Here is a 21,953-nt window from a genome sequence, read left to right on the forward strand (position 1 = left end):
AACGCCGTCCGGTCGGCCAGCACCGTCTCCAGCGCCGCCTGCACCGCACGTTCGGTGGGCACGTCCAAGGACGATGTTGCCTCATCCAGCACCAGGCCTCACGCGAGCGAGTCGCGCCAGGCCGTGTGCAGAGCCGCGAACCGACCCTGCTCACCGATCAGCTCCGCGGGGGAGCCGTCTTCCACCACAATGCCACCATCGAGCACCAGAACGCGGTCCGCGATCAGGACCGTCGACAACCGGTGGGCGATGATGAACGCCGTCCGGTCGGCCAGCACCGTCTCCAGCGCCGCCTGCACCGCACGTTCGGTGGGCACGTCCAAGGACGATGTTGCCTCATCCAGCACCAGCACGGCGGGATCCGCGAGAAACGCCCGTGCGAACGCCACCATCTGCCGCTGTCCGGCCGACAGCCGCCCACCCCGCTTGCGGACGTCCGTGTCGTACCCGTCCGGCAGGGCGCAGATGAACTCGTGCGCCCCCACCTCGGCCGCCGCGGCCTCGACCTCGGCTCGCGAGGCGGACGGACGACCCAGGGCGATGTTGTCCGCGACCGACCCGGAGAACAGGAAGTTCTCCTGCGTCACCATCACCACGGCCCGGCGCAGGTCGGTGTCGGCCACCGAACGCAGGTCCACGCCGTCGAGCCGCACCGCGCCGGACGACGCGTCGTAGAACCGCGCCACCAGCTTGGCCAGCGTGGTCTTGCCGGCACCGGTGGCACCGACCAACGCCACCGTCTGACCGGCGGGCACGTCCAGCGAGAACTGCGGCAGCACCAGCCGGGACGTGCCGGGATAGCGGAACTCGACGTCGGAGAAGGTGATCGCACCCCGCGCGTGCGGCAGGGCCACCGGCGACGACGGCTCCGGCACCGACGGCTCTTCCTCCAGCAGGCCGGAGATCTTCTCCAGCGCCGCCGTGGCCGAGGAGTACGAGTTCGCGAACATCGCCAGCTCGTCGAACGGGTCGTAGAACCGGCGCAGGTACAGCGTGAACGCCGCCAGCACGCCCAGTTCCATCGAGCCGCCCGTGACCCGGTAGGCGCCCCACGCCAGCACGACGGCCAGCGACACGTTGCCGATCATGCGGATCGTCGAGACGAACGTGGCCATCACGCCCAGCGCGTCGGTGTTCGCGTCGCGGAACTGGCCGTTGAAGCCCTTCATGATCTGCTCGTTGCGGGGCTGGCGCCGGAACGCCTGCACCGCGCGGATGCCGTTCATCGACTCCACGAACTGCACGATGATCTTCACGATCGCGCCGCGGGTGCCGCGGTAGGCGTCCATCGAGCGGCGGCGGAACCAGCGCCAGATGAAGTACGCCGGGATGAAGCCCGCGACCACGACCGTCGCCAGCGGCGGGTCGAGCCAGATCAGGATCACCGCGATGCCGGCGACGGACAGGGCCGCGTTGAACAGGCTGTCGAGGCCCTCCTCCAGCAGGTCCTGCAACGCGTCGACGTCGCTCGTCAGCCGCGCGATGACCTTGCCGGACGTGTAGGACTCGTGGAAGCCCACCGAGAGCCGCTGCGAGTGCCGGAAGATCCGCCCGCGCAGGTCCAGCAGCAGGTCCTGGCCCACGCGGCCGGAGATCCGCAGGAACGCCCAGCGCAGGAACGTCTGCAGGCCGGCGCAGACCGCGTAGCCGACGACGCACCAGACCAGGATCGACGCGCCACCACCGAGCGCCGCCGGGATGCCCCGGTCGATCGCGGCGGCGATCAGCAACGGCCCGGCGAGGCCCGCGAGGTTGCCGCCGACCACCGCGGCGACCGCGAGTGACGCGCGGGCCACGTGCGGGCGCAGCAACGACCCCAGCAGCTTGCGCGACCGGGCCTGCAGCCGCAGGCCCGTCCGGTGCGAGATCTCCTCGATCTCCTCGGCGGCGACGCCGCGCCACTCCTCTTCCTCGGCCACCGGTTGAACAGCTGCCGCGCTCACGACGCCACCTCCTCCTCCACCTTGTCCTCACTGTCCATACTGGACAGCAGGCGCCGATATTCCTCGTTGTGCTCCAACAACTCCCGGTGCGGGCCGACGGCGGCGATCCTGCCGTCGACCAGCATCGCGACGCGGTCCGCCAGCTGCACGGTCGACGGCCGGTGCGCCACGACCAGTGCCGTGACACCGCGCAGCACCCGGCGCAGCGCCGCCTCGACCTCGGCCTCGGTGTGGACGTCGAGCGCCGACAGCGGGTCGTCCAGCACCAGCACCGCGGGCTTCCCGACGACCGCACGCGCGAGCGCCAGCCGTTGCCGCTGACCACCGGACAGCGACAGGCCCTGCTCACCGATGCGCGTCGCGAGACCCCACGGCAGCGCGTACACGAACTCCTCGGCCTTGGCCACCCGCAACGCCTCGCGCACCCGGTCCTCGTCCACGTCGGGCACGCCCAGCGCCACGTTCTCGGTCACCGACGCGGAGAACAGCACCGGCTCCTCGAACGCGGTGCCGACGGCCGTGCGCAGGTCCTCCAGCGAGAGGTCCCGCACGTCCACGCCGTCGATCGTGATCCGCCCACCGGTCACGTCGGCCAGTCGCGGCACCAGCGCCGTCAGCGTCGTCTTGCCCGAGCCGGTCGCCCCGACCAGCGCCACGGTCTCGCCGGGCCGCAGGTCGAGGTCGACGCCCTGGAGCACCTCGCGGCCGTCCTCGAACGCGAACCGCACGTCCTCGAAACGGACGTGCCCGCGCAGCGGCGTCGGCAGCGGCACGGGCGAGGCGGGGCTGGTGATCGTCACGGGTTCGTCGATGACCTCCCAGTACCGCTCCAGCGCGGCGGCGGCCTGGTTCGTCTCGGCGAGCAACCAGCCGATGGAGTCGATCGGCCAGCGCAGGTAGGCGCTCACCGCGACCGCCGCGACCAGCGTGCCGACCGTCATCCAGCCGTTCACGATGCCGATCGCGCCGACGCCGAGCATGCCCGCGATCGACAGCTCCGGCAGCACGATCAGCACCGACCACAGCGCGGCCAGGATCGAGATCTTGTGCAGCTCGGTCGACCGCAGCTCGCGCGCCTGCGCCAGGAACCGCTTCGAGAGCTCCGGCCCGCGCCCGAACGCCTTGAGCACCCGGATGCCGAGCACCGACTCCTCGACCGTCGTGGTCAGGTCGCCCGACTGGTCCTGCGCCTTGCGCGCCACGACCTTGAACCTCGACTCGAAGAAGAACGAGATCAAGATCAACGGCAGTGCGCCGCACAGCGACACGATCACGAGCCACGGCGAGAGCGCCGCGATGATGCCCAGCCCGATCAGCACGACCAGGCTGTTCACGATCAGGAAGATCACCGCGAACGCCACGAAGCGCCGCACGGTCGTGAGGTCGTTGGTCGCGCGGGACAGCAGCTGACCCGACTGCCACCGGTCGTGGAACGCCACCGGCAGCCGCTGCAACCGCTGGTACAGGTCGAACCGCATGCGTGCCTCGACCTCCGCCGCCGGCCGGGCGACGAGCTTGCGGCGGATGTAGAACAACCCCGCCTCGCTGAGCCCGAGCGCCAGCACGCCCAGGATCAGCCACGGCAGCACCGCGGTCTCCTTGTGCTGGATCGGACCGTCGACGATGCGCTGCGTGAGCAGCGGGATGCCGAGACCGCACAGCATCGCGAGCATCGTCGCCGACAGCACGACAGCCATCCGTGCGCGGTGCGGCCGCACGTACGGCCACAACCTCCGCAAGGTCCTGATTGTCGAGTTACGTTGATCGCTCACGCAGCGAGCCCCCTCCAGGTCGTCTCCAAAGTACGAAGGACGACCCGCGTTCAGCATCCGGTTTTTCTCCTCACCGGAGCCTGCAGTCTCGACATAGGTCGAGGTCAAGGGCACGATTGTGGCCATGACGCGGTATCTGCGGACCGAGCAGACGATGGCGTTTCCACACGGACGGCTGATCGCCACCCGCGACGGTGCCAGCTACGTGCTGGCCCCCGACGGCTGGGACCACCTGCCGGGCCCGCGGCCGCGGCACGCCATGTTCGTCTCCCGCGAGGAGGCCGAGGACTGGTGTGAGAGCGAGGGCTGGGACCTACATCTGCTCGACGAGGTGCCTACGACCTCTTGAACGTGACCAGCGCGACCAGCCCGTAGGCGACGGCCGCGAGCAACGCCTCGGCGTGGTGCCTGTTGGTGAACCACGCCATCGCGGGCTCGTGCACCTTGAAGTAGAGCCCGATACCCAGCACGACCGGTCCGAGCAGGATGATCGGCCACACCGGCCGCACCCCGAAGACCCACAGGATCGGCCCGGCCAGCACCAGTGACGACACCAGCGCGAGCGGCAGCCCGACCAGCACGAGCAACAGGAACGTCGACATCGACGTGCTGTCGAGCCACGACTTCAGGAAGCCCGACTCGTACGCCCAGGTCCAGCCGAGCACGAGCCCTGCTCCGACGGCCATCGACAGGACCACCCGGAACAGCAGCCTGCGCCCGGTCCTACCGGTCTTCCCCGCGGTGCTCTGTTCGGTCACGCCTGCCACGGTAACGAGCGGTCACCGCAGCGGCCAAGGCGTGGGAGACGGCTGCTGCTGACGTGAGCGTCACGATTGGGACTCCGCCGGCCGGGCCACCGGCGCGTCCCGGCCGATGGACAGCGCGGCGACGGCGTACGAGACGCACGGCGCGATCACGATCGCCACGGCGATGACGGGCCCGCGGTCCGCCTGGTACAGGTCGAGGTACTCGCGCGACACGTGGTAGACCGCCGCGACCAGCGCCACCCACAGCACGGCGCCCGCACCCACCACCCACAGGCCGTGCCTCTGGTGCAGGAAGTGGAACCCGGCCACGACGAACAGCCCTGCCAGCAGGGCCCAGACCACGAAGCCGGTGGGGACCACCAGCCCGATCGAGCCGCACGGCGCGCGGCCGGGCCCGCCGTTGCAGTACCGCACGACCGAGTTCAGGGTCAGCAGGAACCCGCCGCCCACCACCGTTCCGACGACGGCTCCGAGGGCCGTGCGCACCACCATGCGACCAGGAATAGCGGAAGGACGGTCAGCGGGGCCCGATCTTCACGAACCCTCCACAGCACCTTCACCGCGTGCCGACGTGAGCACCGCGATCAACACGTACATCAGCGCGAACACCGCGAACCCGAGCCACGGCACCGCCAGCAGGAACACCATCGCCACCGTCGCCATGAGGGTCGGGGGCACGGCCACCAGCCATGCCCGCGACTCACCCGTGGACCGCAGCAGGATCCCGCCGAGAACCGCCGCCACCACCGCGAAGACCGGAACGGCCATCACGAAGGTGCCGAGGCAGCCCCAGTCGTCGAACGTGCAGACCGCCCCGGAGGCGATGAGCTCGAACATCCCCCACCAGGCCAGCCCGAGGAGTGCACCCACTCCGGCAGCCAGCGCGACACGACGTCCCACGGTGTCAGCGCCTCACTCAGCGGTTCGACCGCACGCCCAGTAAAACGTCTTCCCACGACGGGACGATGGGGTGGTTCTTCTTCCCCCGCTTCGGAGGAGGGTCCTTGCGGACCGGCTTCTCCGCGGCGGGCTCCTGCTCCTTCTTCACCGGCGGTGCGGCAGGGGCGGGAGCGGGCTCCGGTTCTGGCTGCTTCTCCTGGACCACCGGCTTCTCGGCGACCACGGGAGCGGGCGGCGGTGCCTGTGCGGGAACCGGCACGGGGGCCGGCTCCTCGGCGGCGGGAACCACGGGGACCACCGGGACCACGGGCACGGACGCGGGCAGCACCGGAGTCGCCTCCAGGGCCTGCCGCGCCAGCTGCGTCACCGGGCGCACCGTGCGGAGCGTCCGGTTCGGGTTCGGGTCCATCAGGTCGACCGCGGCGTCGTCGAGCGCCGTCACCGTGCCGCCCTGCGCACCAGGGTGGAAGTGCCAGTGCGCGCGGTTGTCCGAGCGCCCGGTCATCCAGTGCAGCTGCACGATCCAGCGGCCGTCGTCGCCGCGCCACGAGTCCCACTTGGTGTCGGACAGGTCGTGGCCGCGCTGGCCGAACGAGTGCGCCACGACCTCGCCGAGCGTCTGCACGTCCGGGCCGTCCTCGCGGACCGGGTGCGCGCGCTGGGCCAGGTCGGCCGTGCGGGAACGCTCCAGCAGGACCGGGTAGGCGAAGCGCTCGATCCGGTTCGCCGGCATGCCCGAGGCGGCCGCGACCTGCTCGATCGACTCACCGGCGCGGATGCGGGCCTGGATCTCGCGCGGCCGCATCTGGGCCTCGCCGGACTCGATCTGCATCTGGCCGAGGCGCGCGAGGTCACCGCGCAGGGCCGCCCGAAGGCGCTCGTCTGCGGGGAGCGTGAAGCGCTCGCCGCGGTTTTCGGGGTCCTCGAGGATGACGGACTTGCCGTCCTCGTCGAGCCCGATGACTCGCAGCGCTCGCATCGTGGCCTCCCTGAATTCGCACCTCGCCAGCAGACAACGTTAGGACAACGGAGCGTCCACAAGTGGGAGACTCGCCGATATCTCTACGTGATCTTGCCAGTTCACGAGGCCTGTCGCACTCCCGTTTCCGGAAGGTTCACCTGGACCACCAGCCCGCCTCCCCCGTTCGGACGAGCCCTCGCTGAGCCCTGATGAGCCTTCGCCACGGACTGGACGATCGACAGTCCGAGGCCCGATCCGGCGGTCCCGGTGCGGTCGCGCAGACGTCGGAAGGGCTCGAACAACCCGGGTACTGCCTGGGCAGGCACGGTGGGGCCGGTGTTGGTCACGACGAGTTCTTGATCAAGGCGTATCGAGACGGAACCGCCGGGCTTGTTGTAGAGGACGGCGTTGCGCAACAGGTTGCCGACGAGCTGGGCAAGTAAGACCGGATCGCCGTCGACCAGATACCTGCGGGTCTCGACGGCAAACGTGACCTTTTTCTCGGCCGCCAGCGCGGCGCACGACTCCACTTCGTCGTCGATCACCTCGTCCAGCCAGACCAGCTCCCGCGTCGTCAGGCCGCGGTCACTGCGCGCGAGCACCAGCAACCCGTCGATGAGCCGCTCGCTTCGCTCGTTCGTGTCGAGCAGGTGCGCTCCGAGTCGGCGGACCTCGTCGGTCGCGTCCGGCGCGGCCAGTGCCACCTCGATCAACGTCCGCTGCACGGCCAGCGGCGTGCGCAGCTCGTGGGAGGCGTTCGCGACGAACCGCTTCTGGCTGTCGAACGACGACGCGAGCCGGTCGAGCATGCCGTCGAAGGTGTCCGCGAGCTCCTTGAGCTCGTCGGGCGGCCCGTCCAGCTCGATGCGCTGGTCCAGGCGCTCCGCCTCCAGCCGGTGCGCGGTGGCGGTGATCGAGTGCAACGGCTCCAGCACCCGCCCGGCCACCACCCAGCCCAGCGAGACGGCGAGCACGGCGGCCACCAGCAGCGCGATGACCGACTGCCACAGGACGGTGCTCATCGTGTCGGCCTTGACCTGGGCGGCGGTGAACACGAGCGTGTCGGCGGGCAGTTGCGCCGCCTCGACCGCCGGGTACGTCGGGTAGTCGTCGATCAGCGCCGTCGGGGCCGTCGCCCGCGTGGCCGCCGCCATGCCGCCCGACAGCGGCTGCCAGTCCGCCAGCAGCCAGTAGTTGAGCCCGATCAGCGCGATGCCCGCGATCAGGAACACCCCGGCGTACCAGGCCGTCAGCCTGGTCCGCAGCGTCATGAGCCGAACCGGTAGCCGGCGCCGGGCACGGTCTCGATGACCTGCGGCGCGCCCAGCTTGCGGCGCAGCGTCATCACCGCCACCCGCACGGCGTTGGTGAACGGGTCGGCGTGCTCGTCCCACGCCTTCTCCAGCAGCTCCTCCGCGCTCACGACGGTGCCCTCCGCCCGCATCAGCACCTCCAGCACCGCGAACTCCTTGGGTGAGAGAGGCAGGTACCGCCCGTCGCGCGCGGCCTGGTGCCGCGGCAGGTCCAGCGTCACGCCCGCGCGTTCGAGCACCGGCGGCAACGCGGGACGGGCCCGGCGGCCCAGCGCCTGCACGCGCGCGACCAGTTCGGCGAACGCGAACGGCTTGGTCAGGTAGTCGTCGGCACCGAGCCCCAGGCCCGCGACGCGGTCGTCCACCTCGGCCGCCGCCGTCAGCATCAGCACCCGCGCCTCGCCGCCGGACGCGTGCACCGCCTTGCACACGTCGTCGCCGTGCACGAACGGCAGGTCCCGGTCGAGCACCACGACGTCGTACGAGTGCACGCCGACGCGTTCCAGCGCCGCCTCGCCGTCGTAGCAGACGTCGACCGCCATGGAGAACCTGCGCAGTCCCTCGGCGATCGTGTCCGCGAGCAGCTGTTCGTCCTCGACCACCAGCACACGCATGGCGCCTATTTTCCGCGCGAGGGGGATAAGCGCCGGATAAGGGCTTTCGCTTAACGGGGCCGAATGACCACCTCCGTAGACCTGTCGCCGTGAAGAAAACCACCGTGCTCCTCTTCGCCTTGCTGATGGCGCTGACCGCCTGCGGCAGCAAGCCGGCGGAGAACGAGCAGAAGAAGGACGACAGGGCGGACATGGTCAAGTTCGCGCAGTGCATGCGGGACAACGGCGTCGACATGCCGGACCCGCAGGGCGAAGGCGGCGCCGTCACGCTCGGCCTCCCCGGTGTCGCTGCGGGCGACGACGCCGGCGCCGAGAAGATGTCGGCCGCCCACAACGCGTGCAAGCAGTACCTGCCCAACGGCGGCGAGTTCAAGCCGCCGTCGCCGGAGGAGCAGGACAAGATGCGCCAGCAGGCGAAGTGCATGCGCGACAGGGGCTACAACTGGCCCGACCCGAAGTTCGAGGGCGGTGGCCCCGTCGAGGCCATCGAGCTGCCCGACATGGAGGACGAGAAGGTCAAGCAGGACATGAAGGACTGCGGCCTGGGCGAGATGAGCGCTGCGAGGCCGGCCGGATGAGGCGCCGCGTGAACAGGAAGGTCGTCATCGCCGCGCTCGTCGCCGCGGTGCTGCTCGGCACCGGCGGGGTCGTGGTGCTGACGAGAGTCGCCGCCGACCAGGCCAACGCCGCGCCGTTGCAGAACGACCCGGCGAAGACGGCGCCGGTGAAGAGGACGAACCTCGCCGACCAGCAGTCGGTGACCGGCCAGCTCGGCTACGGCGCGGAACGAGCGCTGGCCAGCCGGAAAGGCGGCACCGTCACGGGCCTGCCGAAGCAGGGCGACGTCATCGAGCGGGGCAAGCCGACCTTCTACTCGGACGCCAAGCCGGTGCCGTTGTTCTACGGCGAGACCCCGCTCTACCGCGACCTCGAGTCGGGCATGTCGAACGGCCCCGACGTCAAGGTGGTGGAGGAGAACCTGGCCGCACTGGGGTTCGCCGACTTCGGCACCCCCGACGACAGGTTCACCTACTACACGTCCACCGCGCTGAAGAAGTGGCAGAAGGCGAACGGCCTGGAGCAGACCGGCAAGCTCGGTTCCGGCGACGTCGTCGTGCAGCCGGGAGCGGTCCGCGTCTCGTCGCTGAACGCCCAGCTGGGCGCCCCCGCCGGCGGTGACCTGATGAAGGTCACCGGCACCGAACGAGCGGTGACCGTCGAGCTGGAGCAGTCCAAGCAGCGCCTCGCGAAGCAGGGCGAGAAGGTCGAGCTGTCGATCACCGGCGGCAAGCCCACCACCGGCACCATCACCGGGGTCACCCGCACCGCCGGCGACCCGAACCAGGGGCAGAAGCCGAAGATCGTGCTGACCATCTCCGTCGACGACCCGAAGGCCGCCGAGGGCATCGAGACCGGCAGCGTCACCACCGTCTTCACCGTGGCGAGGAAGCAGAACGTGCTCGCGGTCCCGATCGGCGCGCTGCTCGCGCTGGCCGAGGGCGGCTACGGCCTCGTCACCGACGACGGCAGGACCATCCCGGTCACCGTCGGCATCTTCGCCAAGGGCCAGGTCGAGGTGCAGGGCGAAGGCCTGCGCGAGGGCATGAAGGTGGTGACCACCGAGTGATCACCGTCGACCACGCGAGCCGCACGTACCCCGGCGGCGTGCAGGCGCTGCGCGACGTCTCCCTGACCGTCGGGGGCGGGGAGATGCTCGCGATCGTGGGCCCGTCCGGCTCGGGCAAGTCGACGTTGCTGCACCTGATGGGCACGCTCGACAAGCCCACCACGGGTCGCGTCGAGATCGACGGCCACGACGTGTCCTCGTTGTCCGACAACGCCTTGTCGGCCTTGCGAGCCCGCACGATCGGCTTCGTGTTCCAGCAGTTCTTCCTGACCGAGGGCCTGTCGGCGATCGAGAACGTGGCCTCGGGCCTCGTCTACGCCGGCGTGCCGCGCTCGAAGCGTCGTGCGCTCGCGATGTCCGCTTTGGACAGAGTGGGGCTGTTGCACCGGGCGTTGCACAAGCCGCACGAGCTGTCCGGCGGCGAACGCCAGCGCGTCGCGATCGCACGGGCCGTCGTGAACACGCCCGGGATCCTGTTGGCCGACGAGCCGACCGGGAACCTGGACACGCAGAACGGTGCCGGGGTGCTGGAGTTGTTGGAGCGCCTCAACTCCGACGGCACGACGATCGTGCTGATCACGCACGACCGGGACATCGCGGCGTGGGCGCCGCGCCGCGTCGAGGTCCGCGACGGGGTGATCGTTTGACTTCGCTCAAGAACCGGATCTCACGGCATGAGCTTCCTGTTTCATCGCCGATCGCGGAAGGGGTTCCCCTTGCCGTCTGACATCAGCTCCACAGGCATCGCCCGAGCCACCTCGGGCTACGGCTCGACCGGCCGCAAGGATGTTCTTGGCCGCGTTGAGGTCCCGGTCGTGCCGGGTGCGGCAGCCCGGACACGTCCAGTGCCGGGTGGAGAGCTCGAGCGTGGCGAGAAGGTGTCCGCAGGCGGAACAGGTTCTGCTGGAGGGGTACCAGCGATCGACCACGATCAACGTGCGGTCGGCACGTTCGCACTTGTACTGGAGTTGTCGCCGGAACTCGCCCCATCCAACGTCGGAGATGGCGAGGGACAGACGTCGGTTGCGAACCATGCCCGCGACGTTGAGATCCTCGATCACGATCGTCCCGGAGGACCGAACAAGCGCGGTGCTGGTGCGGTGCAGGAAGTCCCGGCGGGCGTTGCGGACTTTGCGGTGGGCGCGGGCGACCTTCGCCTTTGCCTTGAGCCGGTTGTTGCTGCCCCTCAGGCATCGAGCCAGCCGACGCTGGTGACGACTGAGGTTGCGAGCTCTTCGAGCCAGCAGGCGGGGGTTGGCCACCCGGTCACCGTCGCTGGTCACCAGGAAGTCCTTCAGGCCGAGATCGACTCCGATCTCGCGCGTCGTCGCAGCGACGGAATCGGGCTTGGGGACGTCCACGGCGAACGACACGTACCAGCGACCATCGGACTCGCGGGAGACGATGACCATGGTCGGGCTCAGCTCGGTGACGTCCACGTCGTCGAAGGACCAGGCGAACCGAAGCGGCGAGCTCGTTTTGGCCAGGACGAGCAAACCACCGCGCATCCGGAACGCGGAACGCGTGTAGTGCGCGCTCTGCCTACCCGTGCGGGATTTGAACCTCGGGTAGCGAGCGCGTCCGGAGAAGTAGTTCTGGAACGCCGTGTGCTGATGGCGCAATGTTTGCTGCAACGGCACACACGACACCTCCGACAGGAAGGCGAGTTCATCGCTTCGCTTCCATTCGGTCAGCGTCGCGTCGGTCTCCCGGTACGTCGTTCGCGTCTTCTCGGTGCGGTAGCGACGAGTCCGTTCGTCCAGCGTCATGTTCCACACCAGACGCACGCAGCCGAAGGTGCGCGACAGCGCCGCTATTTGTTCAGAAGTCGGATAGGCCCGGCACTTGTAGGCCGTTCGCATGAAGGACAACCTACTCGAGACGACTCGGTGAGCCGAGTTCGGGCGCTCATCAGGAGGGCGTTGTGATCGACCTGCTGCGCCTCGGTTTCTTCGGCATGCGGACCCGCCCCATCCGCGCCGTCCTCTCCGCACTGGGCATCGCCATCGGCATCGCCGCCGTGGTCGCCGTCGTCGGCATCCCGGCCTCCAGCGCCGCCGCGTTGCAGGAGAAGATGTCCAAGCTGGGCACCAACCTGCTCACGGCCGCACCCGGCCAGGACTTCTTCGGCGCCGACGCCAAGCTGCCGGAGACCGCGGTGCCGATGGCCAAGCGGATCGGCGCGGTGTCGGCGGCCAGTGCCACCGGCAAGATCTCCGCGAACGTGCGCAAGAACGACCTCGTGCCCGCCAGCGACACCCTCGGCCTGCAGGTGCAGGCGGCCGAGCAGGACCTGCTGAAGGTGCTCGACGCCGAGGTGCGGCAGGGGCGGTGGCTCTCGCCCGGCGAGAAGTCCGTGGTGCTCGGGGGCACCGCGGCGGCGCGGCTGGGCGTGGACGAGCCCGGTGTGCAGCTGTGGATCGACGGGCAGTGGTTCACCGTGGTCGGCATCCTCGGGCCGTTGCCGCTGGCGCCGGAGATCGACAGGTCCGCGCTGGTCGGGTGGGACGCGGCGAAGGAGGCGTTCGGGTTCGAGGGGAACGCGAACACCGTCTACGTCCGGACGACTCCCGAGGAGGTCGAGAACGTCCGCACCCTGCTCGGGCCGACGTTGAACCCGCAGAGGTCCAACGAGGTCAAGGTGTCCAGGCCGTCGGAGGCTCTGGAGGCGCAGCAGCTGGCGGAGAGCTCCTACAACGCGTTGTTCCTGGGTTTGGGCGGGGTCGCGTTGTTGGTGGGAGGCGTCGGCGTGGCGAACACGATGGTGATCTCGGTGCTGGAACGGCGCAGGGAGATCGGTCTGCGGCGGGCGCTCGGGGCGACCCGGCGGCAGATCAGGTGGCAGTTCCTCACCGAGTCGGTGCTGCTGTCCGGCCTCGGCGGGCTGGTCGGGGTGATCGTCGGGATCGCGGTCACGGCGGGCTACTCGATCAGCCAGCGGTGGCCGGCGGCACTGCCCTGGCCGGCCCTGCTCGGGGGAGTGGGTTCGGCCGTCGTCATCGGCGCCATCGCCGGCGTGTACCCGGCGGTGCGGGCGGCGCGTCAGTCGCCCACGGAAGCACTCGCCTGAAAAGCCCTGGGGCGCACCGACGAGTGAGTCGGTGCGCCCCAGGTGCCGGAACTCAGATCTGGCCGACGACCCAGTCGATCGCCTGCGTGAGGATCGTGACGTCGTCCGGCTCGATGGCCGGGAACATCGCGACGCGCAGCTGGTTCTTGCCGAGCTTGCGGTACGGCTCGACGTCGACGATGCCGTTGGCGCGCAACACCTTCGCGACGGTCGCGGCGTCCACGTCGTCGCTGAAGTTGATCGTGCCGACGACCTGCGAGCGGTCGGCGGCCTTCTCGACGTACGGCGTGGTGTACGCGGTCTTCTCGGCCCAGGAGTAGAGGCGGTCGCTCGAGTCCTTGGTGCGCGCCACGGCCCAGTCGAGGCCGCCGTTGCCGTTGATCCAGTCGATCTGGTGCGCCAGCAGGAAGAGCGTGGCGACCGACGGCGTGTTGTACGTCTGGTCCTTGGTGGAGTTGTCGAGCGCGGTCGGCAGCGACAGGAACTCCGGCACCCAGCGGTCCTTGAGCTCCTCGACGCGCTGGAGGGCCGCGGGCGACATGAGCGCGAGCCACAGGCCACCGTCGGACGCGAACGACTTCTGCGGCGCGAAGTAGTAGACGTCGAAGTCCTCGGCCTTCACCGGCAGACCACCGGCACCGGACGTGGCGTCGATCGCGATCAGCGCGCCGTCCGAGCCCTCGATGCGCTTGACCGGCATCGCCACACCGGTCGACGTCTCGTTCTGCGCCCAGCCGACCAGGTCGGCGCCGTCGGCGTAGAACAGCTCCGGCGCGGTGCCCGGCTCCGCCTTCGTGACCAGCGAGTCCTTCAGGAACGGCGCGGTCTGCGTGACCTTCGCGAACTTGGAGGAGAACTCGCCGTTGGTGAAGTGCTGCGCGGTCTCGCGGACCAGCCCGAACGACGCCGCGTCCCAGAACGCCGTGGTGCCGCCGTTGCCGAGCACGACCTCGTAGCCGTCGGGGAGCTGGAACAGCTCGCGCAGTCCGGAGCGGACGCGGCCGACGAGGTTCTTGACGGGCTTCTGCCGGTGGGAGGTGCCGAGCAGTGCGGCACCCTCGGTGGCGAGGGCCTGCACGGCCTCGGGACGCACCTTGGACGGTCCACAGCCGAAGCGGCCGTCGGACGGCTTGAGCTCGGCGGGAAGCACCAACGAGGTCGGATCGGCGGTCTGGGTCATGTGGTCACGCCTCCGGGGCGATTGACGAGCTTCAGGGACCTGTGACCGGCGCCGTTGCCGGAGTTCACAGTGTTGCAGGCGAGTAGACGGGAGATGTCGGCCGGGTGTCCTGGGTCACTGCAACATCCCCCGATCCAGCGCCGTGGTGACTGCCGCAGTCCGATCCGAGACGCCCAGCTTGTTGAACACCCGCAGCAGGTGGGTCTTCACGGTCGCCTCCGAGATGAACAGCGACCGCCCGATCTCGACGTTCGACAGACCCTTCGCGACCAGGCGCAACACCTCCGCCTCCCGCGCGGACAGCGGTGGGGTGCGGACCTGGCCGACGACCTTCGCGACCATCGACGGCGCCAGCACCGTCTCGCCTCGCGAGGCCGCGCGGATCGCCGCGATCAGGTCTTCGGTGGTCGAGTCCTTGAGCAGGTACCCGGACGCCCCGGCCTCCACGGCGCGAAGAATGTCCGAATCGGTCTCGTAGGTGGTCAGGACCAGCACGCGAGGCCCGGTTCCGACGATCCGTGCGGTGGCGGCGACACCGTCCATCTCGGGCATGCGCAGGTCCATCAGCACGACGTCCGGCTTGAGCTCGGCGGCCTTCAGCACCGCCTCCTGGCCCGACCCCGCGTCGCCGACGACCTCCAGGTCGTCCGCGACGAGCATGCCGCGAAGGCCCTGGCGCACCACCGGGTGGTCGTCCACCAGCAGGATCCTGATCACAGCGGCACCTCCACCAGCACTGACGCCCCCTCGTCCGAGGACAGCGACAGCGTCCCACCCACCTGTTCGAGACGAGCACGCATCCCCCGCAGGCCGAAGCCCTCGGGTGCGTCGCCGAACCCGCGTCCGTCGTCGCGCACCTCCAGGGACACCCCGTCGGAGTCGAACCTCATCACCACGTCCACCCGTGCCGCCCCCGAATGTCTCGTCACGTTGTTGAGCGCCTCTTGAACGGTCCTCAACAGCACCACGTCGACCGAGGTCGCCAGCGGCACGACGTCGCCGATCACCCGGAAGGACGACGGCAGCGCCATGCCGTTCACCAGTCGCCGCAGCGCGTCCTCCAGCGTCGATCCGTCCAAAGGGGACGGTGAGTTGGCCGCGACCAGCGCTCGTGCCTCCCGGAGGTTCTCGCGGGCGGTCCGCAGCGCCAGGTCGACGTTCGGCTGGGCGCCCTGCAGCAGCGTGATGATCGACGTGTAGCCCTGCGCGAGGGTGTCGTGGATCTCGGCTGCCCAGCGCGCCCGTTCGGCCTCGATCGTCAGCGCCTCGATGCGTTCCAGCAGCTCACCGCGTTGCTTGTTCTGCTGCGCGATCCGGCTGACCGCCCAGCCGAACGCCTGCGAGAAGCCGACGATCAGCAACGCCGCCGGCCACGGCAGCGCGGCGTCGGCGCCGGCCAGCCAGGTGAGGAGCTGCGGGGTGAAGACGAAGACCACCATCGGGAAGAACGCCCACGTCACCGGCAGCACCATGTAGATCTGCGGCACCAGCCCGAACAACGCGAAGGTGGCGTTGCCCGACAGCCAGACCGCCGGCGCCCACAGAGCCAGCGAACCGGCCGCGTAGACGAAGCCGCGCCGGTCCTCGATCCCGGCCCTGAGCAGCCGGTTGCCGTAAACGAGGAACCACAGGCCGTTCAAGACGAGCAACCCCGCCGCCGACAGCCTGTCGGCGAGGGGGTTGGCGTCCACCAGGACCAGCGTGATCGTGGTGAGCTGGGTCAGTGCGAAGAGCACGTACCAGGTCGTCAGCTGCTGGTGTTGCTCCACCTGAAAGTCCTGCTCACGAGCACGAGACCCGCGATCGTCCACGCCCCGAGCACCAGCGCGATCTTCCCGAGCTCCCATGATCCCGCCGCCTCCATGACCGCGTAGCCGTCGTCCAGTGCGAACACCGAGCGGAAACCCTGACACACCCACTTGAGCGGGAAGAGCGAGCCGGTGACGCGCAGCGACTCCGGCAGAGCCGTCTGCATGATGAACACACCGCTGAGGAACTGCAGCACGATGTACGGCAGGTTCAGCACGCCCGCGGCGTTCCGCGTGTTCTTGGCGATCGAACTGAGCGCCACGCCGATCAGCGAGCACGAGATGACGCCGAGCGTGAACACCCAGCCGAACGTGAACCACTTCTCCGCCGTCGAGGGCAGCTCGACGTCGAACCGCAGCACGGCCACCGCCATCAGCAGCGCGGCCTCGACCAGGCTCGACACGAAGACCAGGACGACCTTGCCGATGAAGTAGGACGTGAACGGCATCGGCGTGCCGCGCAACCGCTTGAGCGTCCCGTCCTCGCGGTCGGCGACGACGCTCATGCCCAGTCCGACGAACGACGTCGAGATGATGCCGGCGCCGATCATGCTGGCCGCGAACATCTGGCCGTGCGCCGGCTCGGAGACGTAGACGGTGCCGAGCAGCAGCATCAGGATCGCGGGCAGCGACACCGTGAAGATGAGGCTTTCCTTCTGCCGGAAGAACTCCCGCAGCTCGGTCGCACCCCTCGCGAGACCGAGCGACAGCGTCGAGGGCAGGGCCGGGACCGCGGTGGTCATTTGATCAGCTCCAGGTAGACGTCTTCCAGCGACGGACGGGTGACGGTGAGCTCGGCCAGTTCACCGTCGCGGGACAGCTCGGCGACGACCTTGGTGGGCTCGGAGGTCCTGACCTCGGTGTAGCCGTTGCCGGACAGCCACCGGACCGTGGCGTCGGCGTGCGCGCGGCCGCCGAGCGTCTGCGGCGTGCCCTCGGCGACGATCCGGCCGCCGGCGAGCACGGCCACGCGGTCGGCGAGCGCCTCTGCCTCGTCGAGGTAGTGCGTGGTCAGCAGGATCGTGGTGCCCTCGGCGGCCAGCAGCTTGATGAGCCCCCAGAACTGGCGGCGCGCCTCGGGGTCGAAGCCGGTCGTCGGCTCGTCGAGGAAGACGAGCTCGGGCCGCCCGATGATGCCGAGCGCCACGTCCAACCGGCGGCGCTGGCCGCCGGACAACGTGCCCGCCCGCGACCTGGCCTTCTCGGTGAGCCCGACGAGGTCGATGACCTCCTCGGGGTCCCGCGGGTCCCCGTAGTACTTCGCGTAGTGCTGAACGGCCTCGCGCACCGTCAACGTCGCGGCGTCCGTCGCGCTCTGCAGGACGATGCCGAGCTTCGAGCGCCACTGCCTGTCGCCCTTGGCCGGATCCACCCCCAGCACGCTGACCTCGCCGCCGTCGCGGTCGCGGTGCCCCTCCAGGATCTCGACGCTCGTCGTCTTGCCGGCCCCGTTCGGACCGAGCACCGCGAACACCTCGCCGCGGGCGACGTCCAGATCCACCCCTGCCACCGCCTGGTGGCCCTTGTAGGCCTTCGTCAGGCCCCTCACCCGGATCGCGTTCATGGGGTAAATCCTGCGGTTTCGGGCCCTCCCCGCGGGACGACCGCACCGCTGACCCCGGCTGTCAACCGGTCGGTGGACACGCGTCCGTGTTTCGGCCGTGTTTCCACTCCGCGATCTCGAGCTTTCCCGTGTTAGAACGACGCAGTGCATCTGACGCCGCATGAACGCGACAAGCTCCTCGTGCACGTCGCCGCCGACGTGGCCCGCCGCCGGCTCGAACGCGGGGTGCTCCTCAACTACCCCGAAGCCGTCGCGTTGATCACCGACCACGTGCTGGAAGGCGCACGGGACGGTCGCACGGTCAGCGAGCTCATGGAGAGCGGCCGCACGGTGCTCGCACCCGAGCAGGTCATGCGCGGGGTGCCGGAGATGATCGACTCGGTGCAGGTCGAGGGGACTTTCCCGGACGGCACCAAGCTCGTCACGGTCCACCACCCCATCGCGCCGTCGGCCGGTCCGGCGCCGGGTGAGGTGGTCGTCGGCTCCGAGCCCGTCGAGCTGAACCCCGGCCGGCCGCGCGTCACGATGACCGTCGTCAACGCCGCCGACCGGCCCGTCCAGGTCGGGTCGCACTTCCACTTCGCCTCGGTCAACACGGGGCTGGAGTTCGACCGGGAGGCCGCGTTCGGCTACCGGCTCGACATCCCGGCGGGCACGGCCGTGCGCTTCGAGCCCGGCGTCGAGCGCGAGGTCACGCTGGTTCCGTTGGCAGGCTTGAGGATCGTGCGGGGGTTGCAGCGATGATCGACCGCGAGCGTTACGCCGAGCTGCTCGGGCCGACGGTCGGCGACCGGATCAGGCTCGCCGACACCGACCTGTTCATCGAGGTCACCGAGGACCTGGCCCGCGGGCCCGCGTCCGGCGACGAGGTGATCTTCGGCGGCGGCAAGGTGATCCGCGAGTCGATGGGGCAGGGGATCGCGACCAGGGCCGAGGGGGCTCCCGACCTGGTCATCACCGGCGCGGTGATCCTCGACCACTGGGGTGTCGTCAAGGCCGACGTCGGCGTGCGGGACGGGCGGATCGTCGCGATCGGCAAGGCCGGCAACCCCGACACGATGGACGGCGTGCACCCCGACCTCGTCATCGGCCCGTCCACGGAGATCCTGTCCGGCAACGGGAAGATCCTCACCGCGGGCGGCATCGACTGCCACGTCCACTTCATCTGCCCGCAGATCGTCGACGAGGCGCTGGCGTCCGGGCTCACGACGCTGGTCGGCGGCGGCACCGGTCCCGCGGAGGGCACCAAGGCCACGACCGTCACGCCGGGCGCCTGGTACCTCGACCGGATGCTGACGTCGATGGACCACATGCCGATCAACGTCCTGTTGCTGGGCAAGGGGAACACGGTCTCGACCGAGGCGTTGGAAGAGCAGCTCGTCGGTGGCGCCGGCGGGTTCAAGCTGCACGAGGACTGGGGCACCACGCCCGCCGCGATCGACGCCTGCCTGCGGGTGGCCGACGCGTCCGGGGTGCAGGTCGCGATCCACACGGACACGTTGAACGAGGCCGGGTTCCTGGAGTCCACTGTGGACGCCATCGGCGGCCGGTCGATCAACGCCTACCACTCCGAGGGCGCCGGCGGCGGGCACGCGCCGGACATCATCCGGGTCGTCTCGTTGCCGAACGTGCTGCCGTCGTCGACGAACCCCACGCGCCCGCACACCGTCAACACGCTCGAAGAACACCTCGACATGCTGATGGTCTGCCACCACCTCAACCCGTCCGTGCCGGAGGACCTGGCGTTCGCCGAGTCGCGCATCCGGCCGACCACGATCGCGGCCGAGGACCTGCTGCACGACCTGGGCGCGATCTCGATGATCTCGTCCGACTCGCAGGCCATGGGCCGCGTCGGCGAAGTGATCATCCGAACCTGGCAGACCGCGCACGTCATGTCGTCGCGGCGCACCCTCGACGACAACCTGCGGGCGCGCCGGTACGTCGCCAAGTACACGATCAACCCCGCCATCGCGCACGGCATCGACGCGGAGGTCGGCTCGGTCGAGGTCGGCAAGCTCGCGGACCTCGTGCTGTGGGAGCCGAAGTTCTTCGGCGTGCGGCCGTCGGTGGTGCTGAAGGGCGGGTTCATCGCGTGGGGTGCGATGGGCGACGCCAACGCCTCGATCCCGACGCCGCAACCGGTGTGGGCGCGACCGATGTTCGGAGCCACGGCCGGTGCCGCGTCGTCGGTGTTCTTCGTGGCGCCGCAGGCGATCGACGCGGGCATCGCCGCCCGGTACGCGCGGCGCGTGCTGCCGGTGACCAACACCCGGTCGGTAACCAAGGCGGACATGCTCCTCAACGACGCGATGCCCGACGTGCGGGTCGACCCGGACAGCTTCGCCGTGCACGTCGACGGCGACCTGGTCGAGCCGGCGCCGGTCGCCGAGCTGCCGATGGCCCAGCGGTACTTCCTGTTCTGATGCTGATCGCGCTGATCCTCGCCGACTCCCGCTTCCCCGGCGGCGGCCACGTGCACTCCGGGGGACTGGAGGAGGCCGCCGCGCGCGGCCTGGTGCGCGACGAGCCGACGCTGGAGTCGTTCCTGCGCGGCCGGCTGCTCGGCGCCGGTCTGCTGGCGGCGGGTTTCGCGGCCGCGGCGGCGCGGGGCGAGGACCTGGCGGTGCTGGACGCGGAGCTCGACGCCCGCACGCCGTCGCCTGCCCAACGCGAGGCGTCGCGGGCGCAGGGACGCGGCATGCTGCGGGCGGCCCGGCGCGCCTGGCCGTCGCCGCGGCTCGACTCGCTGCCGCGCGACCCGCACCAGCCGCTGGTCATCGGCGTGCTGGTCGGCGAGCCCTACGAAGCCGCGTTGACCTGCGCTTATCTCGCCGTGAGCGGACCGGCCTCGGCGGCGGTCCGGTTGCTCGGGCTCGACCCGTTCGGGGTCAACGCGATCGTGGCTTCGCTCGCCGTCGAGGAAGTCGCCACGCGGGCGTGCAAGGAGCTGCCCGCGCTCGGTTCACCTGCCTTGGACCTCTTGGCAGAGGCACATGTTCGACGCGAAGGGGTGCGTCTCTTTGGGAGCTGACCACGGTCCGGACCCGCACGACCACCACCACGGGAAGGCGCCGCGCATCGGCATCGGCGGCCCCGTCGGCAGCGGCAAGACCGCGCTGACGGCGGCGTTGTGCCGGGCGCTGGGCTCCCAGCTGGAGCTGGCGGTCGTCACCAACGACATCTACACGACCGAGGACGCCGACTTCCTGCGTCGCGCGGGCGTGCTGGACCCGACGCGCATCGAGGCCGTGCAGACGGGCTGCTGCCCGCACACCGCGATCCGCGACGACATCACCGCGAACCTCGACGCCGTCGAACGCCTGGAGCACCGGTACCCGGCGCTGGACCTGGTGATCATCGAGAGCGGCGGCGACAACCTGACCGCGGTGTTCTCCCGCGGCCTGGTCGACCGGCAGATCTTCGTGGTCGACGTGGCCGGCGGCGACAAGGTGCCGCGCAAGGGCGGGCCCGGCGTCACGACGGCCGACCTGCTGGTGATCAACAAGATCGACCTGGCCCCGTTCGTCGGCGCGGACATGGACGTGATGATCTCCGACGCCCACCGCATGCGCGGCGAGCTGCCGGTGATCGCCCAGTCGCTCGTCGAGACCCCGGAGGCGCCCGAGGTCGCGAAGTGGGTGCTGGCCCAGCTGTGAAGGCGTCCGCGCGTCTCGTCGTCACGGTGGACTCGCACGGCAACAGCGTCGTGCGGGTCCTCCGCTCGCAGTCGCCCCTGACGCTGGTTCCCCACCGGCGCGTGGGACCTGTTGCGCTGGTGCACCTGGTTTCGTCGGTGACGGCCCCTCTCGGCGGCGATTCGTTGTCGCTGACCGTCGAAGTCGGACCGGGGGCCTCGCTCGAGCTCCGCGGCGTGGCGGCCACCCTGCTGCTGCCCGGTTCGTCCGGTGAGGCCTCCTCGTCCGAAGTCCGGTTCCTGGTCGAGGGATCGGTCCGCTACCTGCCGGAGCCGACGGTGGTGACGAGCCGCGCCCGGCACACCGCCGTGGTGGAGGCCGAATTGGACGGTCACGCGGAGTTGCGAACCCGTGAGGTCCTGGTGCTCGGCCGCACCGGCGAGTCGCCGGGGACGGTGACGACGTCGGTGCGCGCAACCCGTTGTGGCAAGCCGTTGTTGCACCAGGAGCTCGCGGTCGGCGACCCGGTGTTCGGCGGGTCCTCGGCCGGTCTGGCGGGCAAGCGCGTGATCGGCACCGAGCTGGTCCTCGACGCGGTGGAACGCCCGTCGCGCGGCGGCGAGTGGTGGAGCGCCGTTCCGTTGGCAGCAGGCGGAACCCTTGCCACCGCACTGGGTGACGACGTGGTGACGGTCACACGGGCGCTCGACGCCATCTGACTCGATCACGGACTCGATACAGAGGCTTCAAACCACGGAAAGTCACCGTTCAGGTGGGCGTCATCACCACGCAGGCGGTT

Annotated in this window: 24 protein-coding genes; 10 read left to right on the forward strand and 14 right to left on the reverse strand. The window is 70.0% G+C overall.

All coding sequences use genetic code 11. The features are described from left to right. Positions 1–98: 98 nt before the first annotated feature. Both ACFWV3_RS44995 and ACFWV3_RS45000 read right to left on the reverse strand, forming a co-directional pair. The gene (locus ACFWV3_RS44995; RefSeq protein WP_382420402.1) at positions 99–1,943 is read right to left on the reverse strand and encodes an ABC transporter ATP-binding protein; all 1,845 of its coding nucleotides are present in this window, start codon (positions 1,941–1,943) and stop codon (positions 99–101) included. Continuing rightward, positions 1,940–3,682 carry an ABC transporter ATP-binding protein gene (locus ACFWV3_RS45000; protein ID WP_382420404.1) on the reverse strand — a complete coding sequence of 581 codons (1,743 nt, stop codon included), beginning with the start codon at positions 3,680–3,682 and terminating at the stop codon, positions 1,940–1,942. Before ACFWV3_RS45000 ends, ACFWV3_RS44995 begins: the two co-directional genes overlap by 4 nt. A 157-nt stretch (positions 3,683–3,839) precedes the next feature. Between ACFWV3_RS45000 and ACFWV3_RS45005 the strand changes: the two genes are divergently transcribed. Next, positions 3,840–4,064, forward strand: coding sequence for a hypothetical protein (locus tag ACFWV3_RS45005; protein ID WP_382420406.1), 225 nt, complete (start codon positions 3,840–3,842; stop codon positions 4,062–4,064). On the opposite strand, the gene ACFWV3_RS45010 is transcribed toward ACFWV3_RS45005, so the two are convergent. From ACFWV3_RS45010 to ACFWV3_RS45035, 6 genes are all read right to left on the reverse strand, one after another. Next, positions 4,051–4,473 carry a hypothetical protein gene (locus tag ACFWV3_RS45010; RefSeq protein WP_382420408.1) on the reverse strand — a complete coding sequence of 141 codons (423 nt, stop codon included), beginning with the start codon at positions 4,471–4,473 and terminating at the stop codon, positions 4,051–4,053. The two genes, ACFWV3_RS45005 and ACFWV3_RS45010, sit on opposite strands and share 14 nt — an antisense overlap. Before the next feature lie 69 nt (positions 4,474–4,542). Continuing rightward, positions 4,543–4,974, reverse strand: coding sequence for a hypothetical protein (locus ACFWV3_RS45015; protein WP_382420410.1), 432 nt, complete (start codon positions 4,972–4,974; stop codon positions 4,543–4,545). Between the two features lie 42 nt (positions 4,975–5,016). Next, positions 5,017–5,352, reverse strand: a complete 336-nt coding sequence (locus ACFWV3_RS45020) for a hypothetical protein (RefSeq protein ID WP_382420412.1) — start codon at positions 5,350–5,352, stop codon at positions 5,017–5,019. A 46-nt stretch (positions 5,353–5,398) separates the two neighbouring features. Next, the gene (gene sepH / locus ACFWV3_RS45025; protein ID WP_382420414.1) at positions 5,399–6,361 is read right to left on the reverse strand and encodes a septation protein SepH; all 963 of its coding nucleotides are present in this window, start codon (positions 6,359–6,361) and stop codon (positions 5,399–5,401) included. A 101-nt stretch (positions 6,362–6,462) separates the two neighbouring features. Next, complete coding sequence (locus ACFWV3_RS45030) at positions 6,463–7,614, reverse strand: sensor histidine kinase (RefSeq protein ID WP_382420416.1); 1,152 nt, start codon at positions 7,612–7,614, stop codon at positions 6,463–6,465. Beyond that, positions 7,611–8,270 (reverse strand): response regulator transcription factor, encoded by a 660-nt coding sequence (locus tag ACFWV3_RS45035; RefSeq protein ID WP_382420418.1) that lies wholly within the window; start codon positions 8,268–8,270, stop codon positions 7,611–7,613. The genes ACFWV3_RS45030 and ACFWV3_RS45035 overlap by 4 nt, the downstream gene beginning before the upstream one ends. A gap of 89 nt (positions 8,271–8,359) precedes the next feature. Between ACFWV3_RS45035 and ACFWV3_RS45040 the strand changes: the two genes are divergently transcribed. The 3 genes from ACFWV3_RS45040 to ACFWV3_RS45050 are packed head-to-tail and all read left to right on the forward strand — an operon-like array spanning position 8,360 to position 10,544. Further along, positions 8,360–8,848, forward strand: coding sequence for a hypothetical protein (locus ACFWV3_RS45040; RefSeq protein ID WP_382420420.1), 489 nt, complete (start codon positions 8,360–8,362; stop codon positions 8,846–8,848). Between the two features lie 8 nt (positions 8,849–8,856). After that, on the forward strand, positions 8,857–9,897 hold the full coding sequence (locus ACFWV3_RS45045; protein ID WP_382420422.1) for a peptidoglycan-binding protein: 1,041 nt from the start codon (positions 8,857–8,859) through the stop codon (positions 9,895–9,897). Next, positions 9,894–10,544 carry an ABC transporter ATP-binding protein gene (locus ACFWV3_RS45050; protein WP_382420424.1) on the forward strand — a complete coding sequence of 217 codons (651 nt, stop codon included), beginning with the start codon at positions 9,894–9,896 and terminating at the stop codon, positions 10,542–10,544. The genes ACFWV3_RS45045 and ACFWV3_RS45050 overlap by 4 nt, the downstream gene beginning before the upstream one ends. Before the next feature lie 6 nt (positions 10,545–10,550). Here ACFWV3_RS45050 and ACFWV3_RS45055 read toward each other — a convergent pair whose 3' ends face one another. Beyond that, on the reverse strand, positions 10,551–11,759 hold the full coding sequence (locus ACFWV3_RS45055) for an RNA-guided endonuclease InsQ/TnpB family protein (protein WP_382420426.1): 1,209 nt from the start codon (positions 11,757–11,759) through the stop codon (positions 10,551–10,553). 95 nt (positions 11,760–11,854) lie between these two features. On the opposite strand from ACFWV3_RS45055, the gene ACFWV3_RS45060 reads away from it, so the two are divergent. Then, complete coding sequence (locus ACFWV3_RS45060; RefSeq protein WP_382420462.1) at positions 11,855–12,967, forward strand: ABC transporter permease; 1,113 nt, start codon at positions 11,855–11,857, stop codon at positions 12,965–12,967. A gap of 52 nt (positions 12,968–13,019) precedes the next feature. On the opposite strand, the gene serC is transcribed toward ACFWV3_RS45060, so the two are convergent. The 5 genes from serC to ACFWV3_RS45085 form a co-directional block, all read right to left on the reverse strand. Continuing rightward, a complete protein-coding gene (gene serC / locus ACFWV3_RS45065) occupies positions 13,020–14,147 on the reverse strand; it encodes a phosphoserine transaminase (RefSeq protein WP_382420428.1) in 1,128 nt (375 codons plus the stop codon). A gap of 114 nt (positions 14,148–14,261) precedes the next feature. Then, a complete protein-coding gene (locus ACFWV3_RS45070; protein WP_382420430.1) occupies positions 14,262–14,864 on the reverse strand; it encodes a response regulator in 603 nt (200 codons plus the stop codon). After that, entirely contained in the window at positions 14,861–15,916 is a 1,056-nt protein-coding gene (locus tag ACFWV3_RS45075; RefSeq protein WP_382420432.1) for an ATP-binding protein, read from the reverse strand. The genes ACFWV3_RS45070 and ACFWV3_RS45075 overlap by 4 nt, the downstream gene beginning before the upstream one ends. Beyond that, positions 15,895–16,698, reverse strand: a complete 804-nt coding sequence (locus ACFWV3_RS45080; RefSeq protein ID WP_382420434.1) for an ABC transporter permease — start codon at positions 16,696–16,698, stop codon at positions 15,895–15,897. The genes ACFWV3_RS45075 and ACFWV3_RS45080 overlap by 22 nt, the downstream gene beginning before the upstream one ends. Further along, positions 16,695–17,519 carry an ABC transporter ATP-binding protein gene (locus tag ACFWV3_RS45085; RefSeq protein WP_382420436.1) on the reverse strand — a complete coding sequence of 275 codons (825 nt, stop codon included), beginning with the start codon at positions 17,517–17,519 and terminating at the stop codon, positions 16,695–16,697. Before ACFWV3_RS45085 ends, ACFWV3_RS45080 begins: the two co-directional genes overlap by 4 nt. A 198-nt stretch (positions 17,520–17,717) precedes the next feature. On the opposite strand from ACFWV3_RS45085, the gene ACFWV3_RS45090 reads away from it, so the two are divergent. The 5 genes from ACFWV3_RS45090 to ACFWV3_RS45110 are packed head-to-tail and all read left to right on the forward strand — an operon-like array spanning position 17,718 to position 21,873. Then, entirely contained in the window at positions 17,718–18,263 is a 546-nt protein-coding gene (locus ACFWV3_RS45090; RefSeq protein ID WP_382420464.1) for an urease subunit beta, read from the forward strand. Then, positions 18,260–19,942, forward strand: a complete 1,683-nt coding sequence (locus ACFWV3_RS45095) for an urease subunit alpha (RefSeq protein ID WP_382420438.1) — start codon at positions 18,260–18,262, stop codon at positions 19,940–19,942. The genes ACFWV3_RS45090 and ACFWV3_RS45095 overlap by 4 nt, the downstream gene beginning before the upstream one ends. After that, complete coding sequence (locus tag ACFWV3_RS45100; protein ID WP_382420466.1) at positions 19,939–20,550, forward strand: urease accessory protein UreF; 612 nt, start codon at positions 19,939–19,941, stop codon at positions 20,548–20,550. The genes ACFWV3_RS45095 and ACFWV3_RS45100 overlap by 4 nt, the downstream gene beginning before the upstream one ends. After that, entirely contained in the window at positions 20,540–21,175 is a 636-nt protein-coding gene (gene ureG, locus ACFWV3_RS45105) for an urease accessory protein UreG (RefSeq protein ID WP_382420440.1), read from the forward strand. The genes ACFWV3_RS45100 and ureG overlap by 11 nt, the downstream gene beginning before the upstream one ends. After that, positions 21,172–21,873: an urease accessory protein UreD gene (locus ACFWV3_RS45110; RefSeq protein WP_382420442.1), complete on the forward strand. Its 702-nt coding sequence runs from the start codon at positions 21,172–21,174 to the stop codon at positions 21,871–21,873. Before ureG ends, ACFWV3_RS45110 begins: the two co-directional genes overlap by 4 nt. Positions 21,874–21,953 lie beyond the last annotated feature (80 nt).

The sequence above is a fragment of the Lentzea sp. NPDC059081 genome (assembly GCF_042738015.1).
Taxonomy (GTDB): Bacteria; Actinomycetota; Actinomycetes; order Mycobacteriales; family Pseudonocardiaceae; genus Lentzea.